Source organism: Streptomyces sp. CNH287, from assembly GCF_000424825.1.
The window spans coordinates 549,506-564,350 of the sequence record NZ_AUKQ01000005.1 but is presented as its reverse complement, the minus strand read 5'-3'; the positions used below and the strand labels follow the sequence as shown (position 1 = coordinate 564,350).

Annotated in this window: 17 protein-coding genes; 4 read left to right on the top strand and 13 right to left on the bottom strand. The window is 68.2% G+C overall.

Going from position 1 to position 14,845, the window contains the following annotated elements:
- Positions 1 to 34 precede the first annotated feature (34 nt).
- Both H299_RS0108945 and H299_RS0108940 read right to left on the bottom strand, forming a co-directional pair.
- Positions 35 to 853 carry a hypothetical protein gene (locus H299_RS0108945; RefSeq protein ID WP_158692300.1) on the bottom strand — a complete coding sequence of 273 codons (819 nt, stop codon included), beginning with the start codon at positions 851 to 853 and terminating at the stop codon, positions 35 to 37.
- 186 nt (positions 854 to 1,039) lie between these two features.
- The gene (locus H299_RS0108940; protein ID WP_027748136.1) at positions 1,040 to 1,459 is read right to left on the bottom strand and encodes a hypothetical protein; all 420 of its coding nucleotides are present in this window, start codon (positions 1,457 to 1,459) and stop codon (positions 1,040 to 1,042) included.
- Positions 1,460 to 2,276: 817 nt separating this feature from the next.
- Here H299_RS0108940 and H299_RS0108935 point away from each other — a divergent pair.
- Both H299_RS0108935 and H299_RS0108930 read left to right on the top strand, forming a co-directional pair.
- Positions 2,277 to 2,720, top strand: a complete 444-nt coding sequence (locus H299_RS0108935; protein ID WP_027748135.1) for a hypothetical protein — start codon at positions 2,277 to 2,279, stop codon at positions 2,718 to 2,720.
- 95 nt (positions 2,721 to 2,815) lie between these two features.
- Positions 2,816 to 3,505: a hypothetical protein gene (locus H299_RS0108930; RefSeq protein WP_027748134.1), complete on the top strand. Its 690-nt coding sequence runs from the start codon at positions 2,816 to 2,818 to the stop codon at positions 3,503 to 3,505.
- A 353-nt stretch (positions 3,506 to 3,858) separates the two neighbouring features.
- On the opposite strand, the gene H299_RS0108925 is transcribed toward H299_RS0108930, so the two are convergent.
- The 4 genes from H299_RS0108925 to H299_RS0108910 all read right to left on the bottom strand — a co-directional run bounded on the left by H299_RS0108925 (position 3,859) and on the right by H299_RS0108910 (position 6,564).
- Positions 3,859 to 4,776, bottom strand: a complete 918-nt coding sequence (locus tag H299_RS0108925) for a hypothetical protein (RefSeq protein ID WP_158692299.1) — start codon at positions 4,774 to 4,776, stop codon at positions 3,859 to 3,861.
- 271 nt (positions 4,777 to 5,047) lie between these two features.
- Positions 5,048 to 5,734: an SPDY domain-containing protein gene (locus H299_RS0108920; RefSeq protein WP_078512570.1), complete on the bottom strand. Its 687-nt coding sequence runs from the start codon at positions 5,732 to 5,734 to the stop codon at positions 5,048 to 5,050.
- 76 nt (positions 5,735 to 5,810) lie between these two features.
- Positions 5,811 to 6,092 carry a hypothetical protein gene (locus H299_RS0108915; protein WP_027748131.1) on the bottom strand — a complete coding sequence of 94 codons (282 nt, stop codon included), beginning with the start codon at positions 6,090 to 6,092 and terminating at the stop codon, positions 5,811 to 5,813.
- Positions 6,093 to 6,192: 100 nt separating this feature from the next.
- Complete coding sequence (locus H299_RS0108910; RefSeq protein ID WP_027748130.1) at positions 6,193 to 6,564, bottom strand: SPDY domain-containing protein; 372 nt, start codon at positions 6,562 to 6,564, stop codon at positions 6,193 to 6,195.
- Between the two features lie 270 nt (positions 6,565 to 6,834).
- Here H299_RS0108910 and H299_RS33030 point away from each other — a divergent pair, with 270 nt between their 5' ends.
- A complete protein-coding gene (locus tag H299_RS33030; protein WP_037758178.1) occupies positions 6,835 to 8,004 on the top strand; it encodes a hypothetical protein in 1,170 nt (389 codons plus the stop codon).
- A 15-nt stretch (positions 8,005 to 8,019) separates the two neighbouring features.
- Here the strand turns inward: H299_RS33030 and H299_RS0108900 are convergent, their stop codons facing one another.
- From H299_RS0108900 to H299_RS33010, 7 genes are all read right to left on the bottom strand, one after another.
- Positions 8,020 to 8,673, bottom strand: coding sequence for a hypothetical protein (locus tag H299_RS0108900; RefSeq protein ID WP_158692298.1), 654 nt, complete (start codon positions 8,671 to 8,673; stop codon positions 8,020 to 8,022).
- Between the two features lie 999 nt (positions 8,674 to 9,672).
- Positions 9,673 to 10,317: a SpaA isopeptide-forming pilin-related protein gene (locus H299_RS40335; RefSeq protein ID WP_486587201.1), complete on the bottom strand. Its 645-nt coding sequence runs from the start codon at positions 10,315 to 10,317 to the stop codon at positions 9,673 to 9,675.
- On the bottom strand, positions 10,314 to 10,682 hold the full coding sequence (locus H299_RS40330) for an MSCRAMM family protein (RefSeq protein ID WP_486587200.1): 369 nt from the start codon (positions 10,680 to 10,682) through the stop codon (positions 10,314 to 10,316). The genes H299_RS40335 and H299_RS40330 overlap by 4 nt, the downstream gene beginning before the upstream one ends.
- A gap of 35 nt (positions 10,683 to 10,717) precedes the next feature.
- A complete protein-coding gene (locus H299_RS0108890; RefSeq protein ID WP_486587199.1) occupies positions 10,718 to 11,356 on the bottom strand; it encodes an SPDY domain-containing protein in 639 nt (212 codons plus the stop codon).
- Positions 11,357 to 11,552: 196 nt separating this feature from the next.
- Entirely contained in the window at positions 11,553 to 12,386 is an 834-nt protein-coding gene (locus tag H299_RS33015) for an SPDY domain-containing protein (protein ID WP_037758174.1), read from the bottom strand.
- A gap of 43 nt (positions 12,387 to 12,429) precedes the next feature.
- Entirely contained in the window at positions 12,430 to 13,668 is a 1,239-nt protein-coding gene (locus H299_RS0108880) for an ATP-grasp domain-containing protein (RefSeq protein WP_027748127.1), read from the bottom strand.
- Between the two features lie 51 nt (positions 13,669 to 13,719).
- Positions 13,720 to 13,962 carry a hypothetical protein gene (locus H299_RS33010; RefSeq protein WP_051262242.1) on the bottom strand — a complete coding sequence of 81 codons (243 nt, stop codon included), beginning with the start codon at positions 13,960 to 13,962 and terminating at the stop codon, positions 13,720 to 13,722.
- A 5-nt stretch (positions 13,963 to 13,967) separates the two neighbouring features.
- Between H299_RS33010 and H299_RS38160 the strand changes: the two genes are divergently transcribed.
- A protein-coding gene (locus tag H299_RS38160; RefSeq protein ID WP_106965752.1) for an IS5 family transposase occupies positions 13,968 to 14,842 on the top strand; the annotation gives its coding sequence in 2 pieces (ribosomal slippage) (positions 13,968 to 14,306 and positions 14,309 to 14,842; 873 coding nt in all).
- Positions 14,843 to 14,845: the final 3 nt, after the last annotated feature.

Below are 14,845 nucleotides of genomic sequence, written 5' to 3'. Positions count from 1 at the left end.
CTCTTCCGGGCTGGGCTTGACCCGGCCAAGCCGGTTACGTCCTCGTCACCTGCCGGGCGGCAGTTTCCTGGCGTTTTTGCAGTGCTCTCCAGTCCGCGAGATCTTGCGGGTGCTCCCTGAGCCAGGCCCGCTGGGCCGCGGCCAGGGCGGTGTAGGCGGTGTGCAGGTAGCCCGTGGCCTCCTTGCACCGCAGGTCCGCCCGCGCCGCCGGGTGCGTCCGAGGGGCTGCGTCGGCGGGCAGGTCCCGCAGGATGGCTTGCGGGTCGGTCTGCCGGATCCCGGCCCTACGCATGCATGCCCGCCAGTCGCTGGTTGCCTTCTGGAACGACGGAGCTTTCTCGATACTGCGGCGGGCGTGTGTTTGCCCGTCTCCGAGCAGCAGGCGGAGCTGGAGCCAGCGCACTCGACCGTCATCACCGAGAAGCCGCTTCTCGGCTTCAGCCTGGCAGCCTGTAGCGGGCCGGGTGACCTTGAGGTTCTCGCCCTTCGCGGTAATGCGCCGCTTCGGGTCCCCGAACAGCGCCCGGGTGTACGCCTCGCTTTCGTGCCGCTCCGCCGGCAGTTCCGATGGCTTAGCGGGAGCGGGAGGATCCAGGCGTTCCAGACCGAAGGGTAGGGGATACTCCTCGGTTCCGGTCGGCGTCTTCCCGATCGCGGCGGGCCGCTGGCGGAAGCCCTTCGCAGCCATACAGCGGGAGACGAGATGCCGCTGAGCGGTGGAGACCCGCTCGTCTGCTGCGGTGCGGACATACAGGAGCCGGTGCAGAGGCGGGCGCGCCTTCAAAGTGTCCAGCACAGCCGTGGAAGGCTGTGCGAGGGATTCTTCCGGCTTTTCGGGCATCCCTGTGGTCACCGAGACTGCTGTACCTGCACCCAACACAACGAGCACCAAGGCGGCCAGGCCAAGGACACGGCGCGGAGACGACACGGAACCCCCACTCTTACGATTCCGGCTGACACGCACGGCTCAACTCCTCTTCTCCGTTCCGTCCGTGCAGGTCGACGAGGTTGCCCGTCGGCCTGCACGAACCGCCAACCCTCAGTAGCAGTTGACCGACGTGGTGCCACGCACCCGCAGAGAACTCGCCCGGTCTTTCAGGGAGTCGGGAAGAGAGTAGACAGAGCTTCCGGGGTTCACGCAGAACAGGAACCCGTTCGAAGCCCAGTCGCTGCCCACACCGGTGTAGTAGTGGCTTTCGTATCCGCTCGAGCTGGAATTGCTCGCGGACCACACGTTGTTGTGGACGATTCCGCCGTTGGTGAAGACGTCGTTGCGGAAGTCCGTGTCGGTGTTGAAGTATGAGTGCTGGTCACTGCCCAGTTCGAGATGGAAGACGCAGTGGTACCCGCTGCCGCAGTAGGGTCCGGCTGCCGCAGGACCCGCGCTGAGAAACACTCCTGCCGATGCCGCCATCGTGGCCAGTCCCACCATGGCGACCGCCTTCTTGATCGTGCGCATGTGTTCACCCTTCGTCGCTTTCCCCGGGTGGATGCCCGGCTCCTGAGGCGGCGAGCGGCCGTGCACGCCTGCAGGCCCGAAGGCCCGAACCGCGCCGTGCCGCACTGGGTGCGCCAACCAGCCAGCACTCGCGCGGCACCGACAACGGCCGTTCATATCTGGAACATGGTCGCCTTCGTGGTGCCTCAGCCAAGAAGGCATCGCCGATCCTTCCCGGATGTTGCTGGTGTGTGATTAGCACTGCGCGCCATCTGCTTAGCACCGGGTGCCAGGTTGTGCGCGGCACGGCCGCCTGAAGGGATTCGATGGGGCTGGTGCCGCGGGTGATACGGGCAGTGCGGGTGAGGCCCCAGCTCGCGGCTCTGACGTGGACGGGGCAGGTGAACAGGAGGAGGCCGGCGAGGACGCGTCGGACGGTTCAGATGCTGGTGGCTCATGCGGAGGCGATCGATTCCCAGCGGCGTGGTGGCGGAAGAGGCGGTGCAGGAGTCGCAGGGAGATGTGGTGCGTGGCGGCGGCAGGGGAGAGTTCGAGGTCGTCCAGGTACTGGGGGACGAAATGCTGGACGTGCGGGAGCCCGCGACGCACAGCATCACGGTGCACGCATCCGGCACCCAGCGATCCCGCAGGCCAGGCTGCGGGATCGCTGGGTGCCAAGGCACCTGCACGCGACCGTGTACTGCCGCCTTGGCGATTCGCACCAGTACGCGTCGCTCATCCGCGCCGGGAAGACCGAAGTTCAATTTTTTTAGAGTTGCAGCAGGTCAGAAGGTGGCGGCACTCTCCTCGTGCAGGCGACGACAGAGAGGGAGACGGCATGTTCCGACGCAACCGTGCGGACCGAGAGTTCCGTGAAGTCCAGCGTGTCGGCCAGGCGGTGCTGGCGATGCACACCGAACTGCCGCTGCCGAACACCCCCAGCCCGTCCGCTGCGCTGGCCTCGGCCGCGCCGGGGGCCGCGGTGGTACCCGACTTCCCGCCGCCGGGCTTCCGGTCGCCGTCCCGCCGGGACGTCTCGGGGTTCATGATGGGCTGGGACCTGCCGCTCGTCATCGACGGCGAAGTCCACGCGTGCCACTGCGGCGCGTACCGGAACTGGATCGTCTTCAACATGCGCGACGACTCCGTGTGGCTGCGCTGCGAAGCCGGCCACGAGACCAAGGAGTCTCGCCTGGACACCGCCTGGTACAACCGCAACTCCGGTCCGGTCGACCACTACCACCCCACCCTCGAAGAGGGCCTGCGCCACCTCGGCCACTGAGCCGCGAAACCCCTTCCCCCACCCCCGCGTTCGTCGGCACTCGGAGGGCCGACCCGGTCAGACAGTCCCTCTCGCAACATCAAGGGGTTTTTCGCATGCGCCGCTCCACCACGACCTCCCTCGGCCTCAGCGCCCTGACCGTCCTGGCGCTCTCCGGCTGTTCCTGCAACACCGCGCCCGTCGACGCCCCGGCCACATCCTCCGCACCTGCGCTCCGGGACAGCAACACTGCGAAGACATCTGCGCCACTCTCCTCGGCCGAGCTGAGGAAGCGGCTGCTGAACGAGAGCGACCTGGGCGAGGGCTACACCCGCAAGCCCCAGCCTGCCGTCCGGCACAACGACGTCACCGTCACCGGCTGCCCGGCCCTGGAGAAGCTCGGCGACGACACGGCCACCGGAGCCAGCCTCGACTTCCCCCGCAAGGCGAAGACGGCCTTCACCCACGCCGACAGCTCCGAGGTGAGCGAGGAGCTCTACAGCGACAGTGCAACGAAGCTGTCCAACGGCGTCGGGAAGGTCTTCAACGCGATGATCTCCTGCCCGTCCTACCAGGTGGCGTCGGGCAGCACCGTCATCAACATGGGCACGCAGAAGACGGCCGCGCCGGACCTGGGCGATGAGCAGTGGAGCCAGCTGCTCACCTACTCCGCCGGCGGGCAGCGCAGCGTCGTCAAGCAGACGGCGATCCGCACCGGCAACATCCTGGTCGTCGTCTCCGGCTCGCCTCGCCTCGTAGACGCCCACCTGGACAAGGCCCTGGAGAAGATCCGGGTCAACCGCTGACCGACCGAACCTGGCGGCCGATTCGAGCCATGGGGTCGCGGCCGAACATGAGGCCCCTGACCTCCTTCCACGCTCAATTCGGCGTCGACATGGCGGGTGACGGCCACGGCCACGTCAGCGGGCTCCATCGCACCACGGGCGTACGAACCGAGAACGGCATCGACCGGTCCAACGGCCGCTCACCGGCATCGAGGCGAGTGAGCATCCCTTGGAGCAACGACGTAGTCCGTTCACCTTTCAACAGGTGCTCCATCCATCGGCAAGACTGCAGCATCCTCCCAGAGCGGAAGGCAGCGTCCAGTGCGCCTCGTCGTGCCCAACGACGGGGGATGAACAGCCGTTACGGCGGCTGATCACGACGCTCCCCGCCGCGGCCGGGCACGGTTTCGTCGGTCTCCCGCTCGTCGAGAACCCAGGGTTGCCGCCCGTACCGTCGCTGCGGTAGGGCGGTTCGGGATCAGGCGCAGCCTCCGCAGCCACCAGCGGGCGGCCCACCGCGTCCCGTTACGCAGCTCGGGGTAGCGCACTGTCGCCTCGGGGTGCTCGACTCGTACCCATAGCGGCCTGCCCACGATGATCCGGTCCGCGCCAGAGACCGGGTCGCCGGGATCGTGTAGCCATCGCTGGGGGTCTAGCACGACGTCGGAGTAGACCTCCGCGAACACGGAGCACGCGTCGTTGTGGCCGACGGTAAATCCGCGAGTCTGCGGGCGGTCTGCATGCTCATCGTGAGTGCCCGTGCTCCCCTGGCGAAGGGCGATCTTCAGCGCTTCGAGGGAGAAGTACTGCTCGTCCTCATCCCACGAGGTGTTCTCGGTCTCTTGGGCGCGGAGAAGTTCCTCGATCGCCGGCATTTCCGACGAGGACCAGCCATCCTCGAAGTCATCCCACGGGCCGAAGCCTCTGACGCAGTCCATGCTGCCGAACAGGCAGATGTCGACCTGACGGCCCTCGCTGCTACGCGTCTGCAGGTGGAGCAACGCCCCGGGGTTCTTGGCGTACCAGGGATGGAACCGCGCGAACGAGACCTTGCCGGTGACCTGAACAAATGCCGCCTTCGGTGGAGTGGTGAGGTCTTCAACGACCGCGGCACCAAGCCCCTTCTCGATTCGCCACGCCTCCTCGACTCGGTTGCGGGTGAGGCGCTCCTGGCCTGCTCGACTGGCCTGGAGGACCCGGCTGTTCAGACCCACGGTCCAGCGTGCGTGGCCGACCAGCTCGATGCCGTTGTCCTCCGCGGTCTGTCGAATCGCCCGGTCCGACCAGTACACGTACCTACCGACCACGCTCTGTCCCTCCACTGTGGGTTCGGTCTCTACCCTGGCGGAAGGAGCGGCTCGCTGTGGCAGCAACAGGGGAAGCTCTCGACGAAGGTGGCGGCGGGCGACGAGGAGCCAGGCCCCTCAAGTGTGCGGTGGCGTTCGTATGCCCGAGGGCGAACCGGGGCAAGGGCAGGGGCGAGGCACCTCCACGGAACGATGGGAAGGGACGGACCTGTAGGGCGCGCAGGCCGTACGGGGAGAGGATGAACCACACCTGTCGTCAGCTGCGGCGGACGATGGTGAGGCGGTCCCCCGTGCCTTCGGGCAGCACCCGGCGCGGTACCGGGCCGGGTGCGGCGAGCGAGGAGGCGAAGGCGGCGACCAGCTCGTGCGGGGCGCTCGCGCTGAAACTGGCGCACCACAGGTATGGCGCTGCCAGGACGGGTTCCGCCCACGCCTGCCACCCCAGGAGGTCGTCTCGGGGGTCGGCGTCGTGGATGAGCGGCGGCAGCATCTCCCTGGAGATGCTGGCGGAGAAGCCGGGGTCCGTGGCGGTCGTGCGCGGGCGGTCCATGTCGCGCAGCCAGCCTCGCGTACTGAGTGCGGTGAGCACCGACTCGGCGCTCTCGAACCCGGCGTCGGGTGTGGCGCAGGCGTCGAGCGCGAGTAGGAGGTCGGCGAGCGCTTCGTGCGGGACGCCGGTGGTGAAGTACGCGTTCCACTCGGTCAGGGCGGAGGCGGCGTGGGGGCGGGCCGACAGCTGCCAGGCCACCGGGAGCCCGCCTAGCTCGAAGGGGTAGGCGGCGAGGATCCACTCGGCGCCGCGCAGTCCGTCCGGGCTCACATAGAGCAGGGTGTTGCGGGAGGTCGGCCACATGCGCCAGCCGAGGCCGGTGAAGGTGTCGCCGATCCGCTCGGCAAGGGCTCCGTCGTCACCGGCAAGGTGGCGCGGGGTGACCCAGTACACCGGGTCGGGTGAGTCAGGGTGGGAGGGCTCGATGGGGTGGTGCGGGTGCAGGCGCGCCTCCGTCGGTTCGGGTGGATCACTGGCCGTTGTTCTGCCCGGTCGCCCCACGTCGGCGGCGCCGGGGTGCCTCGACCGGCTCCTGCCAGGTCAGGGCCACGGCCGCAGCGGGCGGCAGAGGGCCGAGCTGCTCAGCCTCCTTGGACTCGGCGATGTAGACCACCGGGCGGCTGTGCTCGTCCACCGCCGTGTGCACATCGCCCAGGCGGTGGGCCATGGGGAAGAAGGGGTTGATGGCGAGACGGACGGGTGTCTCGCGGTCCCAGGCGGACAGCAGGTCGAGGATGTCTCCGACGGTCATCTCGTGCGGGTCCGATTCCAAGGCGTTCTCCAAGCAGTCGCGGCCGAGCCGCAGAGCAGGGCAGCGTACGCGTCGCGTACGAAGGACAGGGGACCGCAGGTCACAGGGGTCGGGAGGTGGCCAGGATCCGGGCCACGACAGCTGCGATGAGCTCCGCTGGCGTCTCCGTACCGAAGGACATCCGATACCCGGGAGCCTTCGCGGTACCGGTGACGGCGATGACCCAGCCCTCGCCCGTCACCCAGCCTTCGTCAGCGCCGCCGGGCCGACCGTTCGGGAAATAGCCGAGGTAGAACCGGCCGTCACGCGAGCTGACGTGCACGTCGGCCCGGTCATCCACGATGTAGGTGAAATCGGCCTTCGAGAACTGGTCGAGCACCTCCATCGCCTGGCCGACGCCGAGCTTCCAGGAGCGCAGCCGCAGGGCCGCGACCGTCGTGGCGAATCCAGGTTGCGCCGCATCCAACGCCACTGCATCACCTCTCTGACCTGGGGTTTTCTGGGAAGGTCGTTTAGGTTGACATGCCGTGGCGGCGTCCGCCAGTCCTGTGGGTGCTCTTCCTTGTCTGCCACCGGCGAACTGCTGTCCCTCGCCATCCAATCGAGGCGTTTGACAGCGGACCCAGTCGCGTCCGCCTCACTGTCACCGCCCTGTCATACCGGCTGCACGCAGCTCCCCTTGTCAGTGACACCAGCGACAATTCTCTTCGACAGCGCTGGTGGGGCAGGGGGATGCACACGCATGCAGACAGATGACTTCTTCCGCAGCAGGCCCGATGAACACGTGGACTGGCCCAACCACAGGCCAGGTGAATGGGTGTGTCAGCTATGGGAACTGGATGTCGAGCTGATGGAGTCCCTGCGGTTCGGCCCCCTGCTCGACCACCCGGACCTGGAGGTAGCCGAGGCGCTGACCAGGCTGCTGCACGAGGACTTCGTCGCCCGGGGCACGCGCCACGATGAACGCATGACTGACGAGGAAGTCGTCCTCGCAGTCAAAGCGCACCGTGCGGTCCTCGAACGCCTGGGCCTTGAGTCGCCAAAGCTGCCGTTCCGCCATCACAGCGGCTTCTACGACTATTGGCGCAAGAACGACATGTCCGGGGGCGGCGGCTGGCAGGCGCGCCGCGAGTGCATCGAAGGGCTGTTCGGGCCGACCCTGCAGGCTCTGGAGGACCTGCAGGAGATCGAGTACGAGCAGCGCTTCAAGAACGGCCCCCGCGGCACGTTCAAGAACCTCATCTTCGCCGCCGTGGGCCCGAAGCCGAAGATCGTGTTGCGGGATGCGGTGAACAACGACGTAGAGATCGTCCAGAACGCCAAGAACTGCCTCGTGTACAGCGACCCTCTGCCGGCACAGGGCCTGACCTGGCGACAGATGGTCACCTGGTGGCAGGCGAACCACCTCCCCAACGTCGAGGAGCGGGAGGCCGCCGATGCCCTGTACCGCCGACTGTACCGCTCGCTGGATTCCCTGCCGGAGCAGACGGTCCTGCGCACCTACTGCACCCGCTACGCCGAACCCGCCGGGTTCGACCTGCCAGCCCTCATCCCGCAGGTCTACCTGCACTACGACCCCTACACCCGGAAGAGCGGCGGACACAGCGGTGCCCTGCACCGCCAGCGCATGGACTTCCTGCTTCTGGCCCCCGACCGCTCCCGTATTGTGATCGAGGTCGACGGCGTCCACCACTACGGCACCAAGAACCCCACCGGGGCGGACAGCCGCACCACCTACACCGCTTCGCCCAGGCTGTACTCGGAGATGGTCGCCGAGGACCGCCGACTGCGGTTGGCCGGCTATGAAATCTACCGCTTCGGCGGCTGGGAACTCACCCGGCCCGACAGCCCGCAGCTCATCTCCGACTTCTTCACCGAACTCCTCGCCCGGCACAAGAAGCCGACACCGTAGCGGCGGCGCGCTGCTTCAGTAGCTGGCCGTGTCCATGGCCTCCAGGTACTCGATCTGCCAGTCCTCGTACTGACCGAGATGAGCCGAGTAGCCGCCCCACAGCAGGTGGGCCAGCTTGTGCAGTTCGTTCACCTGCTCATAGAAGTTGATGTTCTGCTGCACGGGCCGGGCGGGAGTCCGGCCGTTGCCGTGGCCGACCACGGCGTACCGGTAGGTCTCCCCTGACGCATCCTCGCTGTCCAGCCAGTGCAACTGAGTCCAGGACTCCGGATCGATGCGCTGCTCCACCTCGGGCAGGTCCAGCAGTGCCAGGTACCGGTTGAGGCAGTCCGCCAGCTTCTTGATGTTGTGCGTGCGCAAACGCTTATCCAACTGGTCGGGGCTGAGGTCTTCGTCTCCCGTGTAGCCCTCGCGCAGCGCGCAGGGGGCAGCCTTGCGGATCAGCCACTTCAGCGACAGCTCGATGCTGTGCCGGTAGTTATAGAGAATCGGGAGGGGCAGCATGTCGTCCGGGCCATGAGTGATCCAGTGGCGAGCGGCAGTCTCGGCCACTCGCAAATAGCCGCCCGCAAGGGCGAGATCGTCCTCGCTGGCACCTCCCCAGACGGCGATCTCGGCACTTTCCCATCGCGGCCGGGGCAAACTCAATCGGTCTTCCGCTTCCTCCATTCCGCCAGGATGGCAACCTCCCGCATCGTCCACCACCACTTTTGGCACCTGCCTCCGCAACAGCGTCCCAGAACGTTGCTGGCGGGAGTCCGGGCGTGGTCGTGCCTCAGCAGGGAAACCAACAGCAGCTGGCCCATGTCAGCCAGCTCGGACGGTTCGATCCGGCAGTAGGCCCAGGTGGCGCGCCGTGCCGGAGGCAGCATGCAGTCGCCTTCTCCAGCCAAGCTGTGATGTGTACTCTCGTCGTCGACTCGAATGGCTGGCAAGGCGACTGCATTCGTTGTCGCAGGACAACTGCTGTCCAGCGCACCCGCTGACTGCCGACTGGGCCCGCTACGGCGGGCGGAGCCCGCTACCCTCTGGCTGCTATGGAGATCCCGGAACCCGCCGGACCGCCCTACGTCGATCCGGACCAGGAAGATCCGACGCGGCCGATCTGCGGGATCTGCCCGGCCACCCAGTACCCGCGAGAGCAGTTCGTGGTCTACAGCAGGCCCTCGTGGGAGTGCCCGTTCCATCCGACGAACGGGCATCGCTACACACACGACGAGGGTGTGCCGGCCTGCGTACACCCGGACAAGATTGGCCTGGAGCCCGACAGGATCGCCCCGCCACCGCAGGTGCCACCACAGCAGGATGGTGCGCCAGCTCGCCGTACACGCCGGAAGTTCCCTTGGCGCGCCCGGTGATGCTCAGGTGCTCCGAGGTAGCAGTGTCGCCTGCTGACCAGCGCGCAGCCCCGGAATTCAGGTGAGGTCTGGCACGGCGAAATTGGGGCAACCCAAGAACACGCACCAGAGGTGCCGACGCCTCTGGCCGTGCTGATGGTGCTGTTCGCTGTGAGCGCCAACCCCAAGTGAGGGCCACGTACCGACGGTTCGCGCACGGCAAGCGCCTCCCTCCACGAGCCCATCGCACGCGGAGCGTTTCTGACGGGCGCCATGACAAAACCCCCGGAATCTGCTGATTCCGGGGGCTTTGTGGGGTGGAGCGTTGGGGTCAGTTCTCAGCGGACCCGTCGTCCGTGCGATGCCGGCGGGACACGACGAGGGTGCCTGCGCCGGCGGCGAAGAGTACTCCGGCGCTGCCGATCAGCCCCCATGTGGCGGCAGCCCCGCTGTGCGCGAGCGCGCCCTCGGGGGTGGGGACCGCAGTGCTCGATGCCCTCTCGTCTGCGGCCGGGGTGTCCGAGGCGGAGACCGTCGGCTTCGGGGTGTCCTCATTCTTGCCGCCCTTGTTCGGGGTGGGCCCCGCTGTCGCCTTAGTGGTGGGTTTATCGGTCGGCTCCTCCGCGGGAGGCGGGGTGGTGGCGGTCTTGGCGTGGGTGGCGGTCACGGTGATGGGGGCGCCGGGCTTGGCCTTGAATTTCTTCAGGGGCTTGTGGATTTCGTAGCCCTCGGGTGCCTTGACCTGCTTGGCCCAGAAGTCACTACCGGTACGGGAGTTGATGGGCAGCTTGCCGCTGGCTGTGCCGTCGGGTCCCGTGGCCAGCGTCAGGATGGTCTGGTCACCGCTGCCGATGTTGACCGTGGATCCGGCCAGCAGCTTGCCGCTCTTGTCGTCCTTGGCCTTCAGGAGGACCGAGGCGGCCTTGAACGGGTCGACGATCGTCAGCGGGGTGTCGTTGCCGGGGGTGACGATCACGTCCTAGGCGTCGACCTCTCGTGCAGCGGGCTCCCGGAGGAGGTTTCCTTGAGCCGGTAGAGGCCCGGGACGAGGCCGGGGAAGGTGAGCTTCCCTTGGGCGTCGGTCTTCCCGTTTCCGGCTTCCTGGCCGGCGGTGTCGAGGAGGAGGAACGAGGCTCCTTCGAGGGGATCGCCGGCCGGGTCTTTCTTGGTGAGGGCGACACTGCCGGCCTCGGGTGCGGGCGTCTTGCGGGGAGCTGCGGAGGCAGCGGGTGTTGGCTCGGCCGGCTGGGCGGTTGCGGCCGGCGCCCAGGTGAGAGTGCCGGTCACGGCGGCGGCGCAGGCAGTGGAGCGGACGGCGCTGCGGAACATACGGGCGTGCACGAGGAGACGGTCCTTGATCGGCGTCGGGAGGGAGGTCAGCGGGTTCGGCGCGGAGCCTGTCCGGGAGGAGTCTTGGCGACGGTTGAGGGCAGGGGTGCCTGCTTGGCGGGCGTTGTCGCCGCTGCGATGTAGAGGTGGTCGCGCGTGTGGAGGGGGATGTCCTTGACCGTGCGGCGCACGGGCGAAGTCGAGATCAGCGATGCGGTGAAGGCCGCCACGAGCGTGGTGGGCACACCTGCGGAGAAGCGCGCCCGCCAGTGCATTCGGGACGAGTCTCCGCACCAGGCTGTCCAGGCGGGCACGCTGGAGTCGCTGGGCCTGGCGTACCGGTGCTCCACGACGCCAAGAGCGTCCGGAGTGCGGAAGTACTGCCTGCCGTTGGTCTTGACGCTGTGGCTCCACCCGCGGGCGAGCAGGGGTGCGTACGCCTCGTGCGGCGCCGTGTCGTCCTCGAACAGCCGGTCCTGGGAGTTCCCGTCTTCGAGGTAGAGGTCGAGCAGCTCGGTGTGGACGTCGTGCAGGAGCTCTACGGGGGTGGAGGTCTCGAAGGTGATCTGCCAGGTGGCCGGGGCGAAGGGGTCGCGGTGCGCGGCGGTGGTCCACAGCGCCTTGCTGGCGGGGTGTGGGGCGGGGGCATAGCCGGCCCGCAGCCGCAGACAGGGGCTGGTGGCCATGGCCCGTCCCTCCTCGGGCTGGTGCAGTGACCAGTCCCCGTCGAAAGGGAATGGCCATGCCGTACGGGGACTTGCGGGGCCTGGGCCGGCCAGGTGGCGGGGAAGGACGTTCACGGTCTGGTCGGGGTCAAGGTTCGCGAAGGTGTTGGGCGACACGAAGGGCTCCTGCCGGGAAGGAAGGGGTGGGGCGCTGGGGTCAGCGGCGTTGACCGCCGCGCCTGGCGGAAGGGGCTGGCGGGAGGCTCACGCTGCTCCAGCGGGGGACGCTGTGCGTGCCAAGTGCCGGCGGGTGGCGGGGCGCGGTGCGTTTGACGTCGAGAGGGGTCGGTGTTGCGGGCTTCGGCGGCTGGAGGGGAGTGAGCTGGGCCAGTTGCGCGAGCCGCGGATGCAGGATCTCCCGGTAGCGGGCTACGGGGGTGGGGTCGGCGAGTGCGGCAGCGGTGGCGGCGATCAGGTGTTTTGGGGTGCGCGCGGTGAAGATCGCCTCGGCGCGGGTGCTCCAGCCCGGTGGGCCTGCCCACAGGGTCACCAGCTCGGCATCACGGCCGCTGCGGGCGATGTCGATGCTTGCTCCCGCCATCCGGTCTGGGGCAACAATCTCCACGAGGCCCCGCGAGGCCGGTTTGCGCTCCCAGCCTGCGTCGATCAGGGGCTGGACGGCGTCGCTCCAGTAGTACGACGTGGAGGTGAGGAAGCTGTCGCTGTCCGCGTCCCATTCGGTGGCCAGCGCGCGGGTAAGGCCCTTGACGATCTCGGGGGGTGTGTTCTGGTTGATGCGGGCGGTCCAGCGGGGTTCGGAGACGGCGTTTTCGGCGGCGCTGACCTTCCACACGTCGTAGTCGTCGCCGAACCAGCCGATCTTGATGCGGTGGTCCGGTGAAGTGATCAGGAGCTGGCACGGGCCGTCGTCCAGGTGATGGTGCGGCCAGTGTGCGACAGGGGCGAAGCTCGGGTCGGCGTGGCCGGGGAGTCCGGCAAGGTAGCGCGGGGAGACGTAGACGTCTCCGGCGCTCGTGGTGGTGTCGGTCAAGGGGACATCCGAATGTTCGGGGTGCGCGGGCGCAGCAGAGGGTCTATGCGGGAGTGACCTGGACGGTCAGGTGCCGGTATGCCTCGGTGGAGCGGGTCTGGGCCCCTGCCGCGGTGGAGCCGGTGGTGATGAGGTAGCCGATGCGTGCACTGAACATGTCGCCGCCGTCCTGCGGCAGGAGGAGGCGGTCGCCGACGTCGCGCTGGAAGCGGACACGTTCGAGCCAGCTGGCACCGTCGGCGAATTCGGTGTCGATGCGGCGCTCGGTGAGGGTGCCGGAGTAGGCGGGGTAGATCAGTCGGATCGCCGCTGCCTGACGGTGGGTTGGTGTCAGGTCGGGGGCGTGGCCGCAGGCGATGTCGGCGGCGGCGCGGGGCAGGTCGATGCCGGTGGCCAGGTGGACGAGGTGGCCGATCATGTCGCCGGCGATCCGCGCGTTGACCTCGATCAGACGGGGTCGCCCTTCGACCAGCCGCATTTCGACGTGGCTGACGCCGTCGGTGACACCGAGAGCGTCGAGGGCGGCGGCGGCGACCGGGGCCACGGTGGCAAGGAGCGGATCGTTCGCGTCGACCACGTGCGCCAGCTCCTCGAAGTAGGGCGCGCAGCCGACGGTCTTGCGGGTGACGGCGACCACGGTGGTCTGCCCCTGATGGGTGACGCACTCGACGCTCACCTCCGAGCCGTCGAGGTACTCCTCGACCAGCACCCGGGTGCTCTCCACACCGTGGCCGGCAGCCCGCGCGGCGAAGGCGTATGCGGCGGGCAGTTCACCGGCGGCATCGACGCGGATGACGCCCATGCTCGCGGCGAGCGCGGCGGGCTTGAGCACGACGGGATAGCCGATGCGCCGGGCGGCCTCTGCCGCCTCGTGCTCGGTGCGCACGCCGACGGACGCGGCGGAGGGCAGCCCGTGGCGGGCGAAGAGCGTGCGCGAGGTGTGCTTGTCGCGGCAGCCCTGGAGAGCCTCCGGAGCTGGGGTGGGCAGACCGAGTCGGCGGGCCAAGCGGGCGACGGGCACGAGGTACCACTCGGTCCACGTCATCATGCCGGCCAGCTCGTACCGCTCGGCGAGCACGCCCCCGGCCGCGGTCAGCGCCGCCTCATCGAAGGGATCGGCGACCTCGTGGTCCAGAAGGTACTCCTTCTCCCAGGTCGGCTCGGCGTCGGCGATCAAGGCGACGTCGTAGTGGGCGCAGAGGTTCTCAAGGCAATAGCCGCGATACACCTGGGCCTCCGTGTCAGCGGCGGCAACGACCAGGACGACGGGGCGAGAGGACAACAAGGCTCCAAAGGGCGCGGGAGAGAGGCAGAGTTGAGGCACACGAGGGGGTCAGGGGGTGCGGCGGCGGCGCAGTTCGAAGGCGGGCGCCCAGTGGGGGTGGTCCTCGATCAACTTGCGGGCGTACAAGGACGTGAAGGAGTTGTTCAGCCCGCTCACACCTGCGGGCAGTTGCCAGCGCAGGTCCTCGAACAGAGCCTTCAGCCCGACCCGCGTGGCACCGGCGGCGAGTCGCTCGGCTGTGAGGCGCTCTAGGGTCTGTTGCGAAAGTGGATCAAGGTCGTGGATGATCACCGCCTGTGGGGAGAGGTGATCTGACGAACGGCCAGTGGGACCGGCTCGAGCCGCTGTTGCCGATGGGTAAGAAGCCGGGCCGACCGCCAGTGTGGACGCGGCGGCAGCTGATCGACGGCATACGTTGGCGGACCAGGACCGGCGCGCCGTGGCGCGATCTCCCGGAGCGATACGGCCCGTGGGACCGGGCCTACGACCTGTTCCGGCGCTGGCAGCGCGATGGCACCTGGCAACGGATCTTCGAGCAGCTTCAAGCAGAGGCCGATGCCAAAGGTCTGATCACATGGGACGTGAGCGTGGACTCCACGATCGCCCGGGCCCACCAGCACGCCGCCGGGGCGCGTGAAAGGGGGATCTGCAGAAGGAGCCTCCCGGTGGCGTCGGCAGCGAACCTGGCGACCACGGCCTCGGGCGCTCGCGCGGTGGGCTGACAACGAAGCTTCACCTGGCGGTCGAGCAGGGGCAGAAGCCACTGTCCCTGCTCGTCACCGCCGGTCAGCGGCACGACAGCCCGCAGTTCCAGCCGGTCCTGGATGGCATCCGCGTGCCCCGTATCGGCCCGGGTCGCCCGCGCAACAAGCCGGACAAGGTCCGCGCCGACAAGGCGTACGGCTCCCGCGCGAACCGCGCCTACCTGCGCAGGCGCGGCATCCGCTGCACCATCCCGGAGAAGGCCGACCAGATCCGCAACCGCAAGAAACTCGGCTTCCGCGGTGGCCGCCCGCCCAAGTTCGACAAGGCCGACTACAAAGAGCGCCATGCGGTTGAATGCGGGATCAATCGGTTCAAGCGCCACCGCGCGGTGGCAACAAGGTACGACAAGCTTGCCGTTCGCTACGAGGCGACCGTGCTGGTCGCGGCCATCAACGAATGGCTGTGACCA

Excerpts from the sequence above, each read along its gene's own strand:
- H299_RS0108940 (WP_027748136.1), bottom strand. The coding sequence starts at position 1,459 with ATGCGCACGATCAAGAAGGCGGTCGCCATGGTGGGACTGGCCACGATG.
- H299_RS0108900 (WP_158692298.1), bottom strand. The coding sequence starts at position 8,673 with ATGGAGGAAGCGGAAGACCGATTGAGTTTGCCCCGGCCGCGATGGGAA.
- H299_RS33030 (WP_037758178.1), top strand. The coding sequence starts at position 6,835 with ATGCAGACAGATGACTTCTTCCGCAGCAGGCCCGATGAACACGTGGAC.
- H299_RS0108915 (WP_027748131.1), bottom strand. The coding sequence starts at position 6,092 with ATGACCGTCGGAGACATCCTCGACCTGCTGTCCGCCTGGGACCGCGAG.
- H299_RS0108890 (WP_486587199.1), bottom strand. The coding sequence starts at position 11,356 with ATGGCCACCAGCCCCTGTCTGCGGCTGCGGGCCGGCTATGCCCCCGCC.
- H299_RS0108930 (WP_027748134.1), top strand. The coding sequence starts at position 2,816 with ATGCGCCGCTCCACCACGACCTCCCTCGGCCTCAGCGCCCTGACCGTC.
- H299_RS0108935 (WP_027748135.1), top strand. The coding sequence starts at position 2,277 with ATGTTCCGACGCAACCGTGCGGACCGAGAGTTCCGTGAAGTCCAGCGT.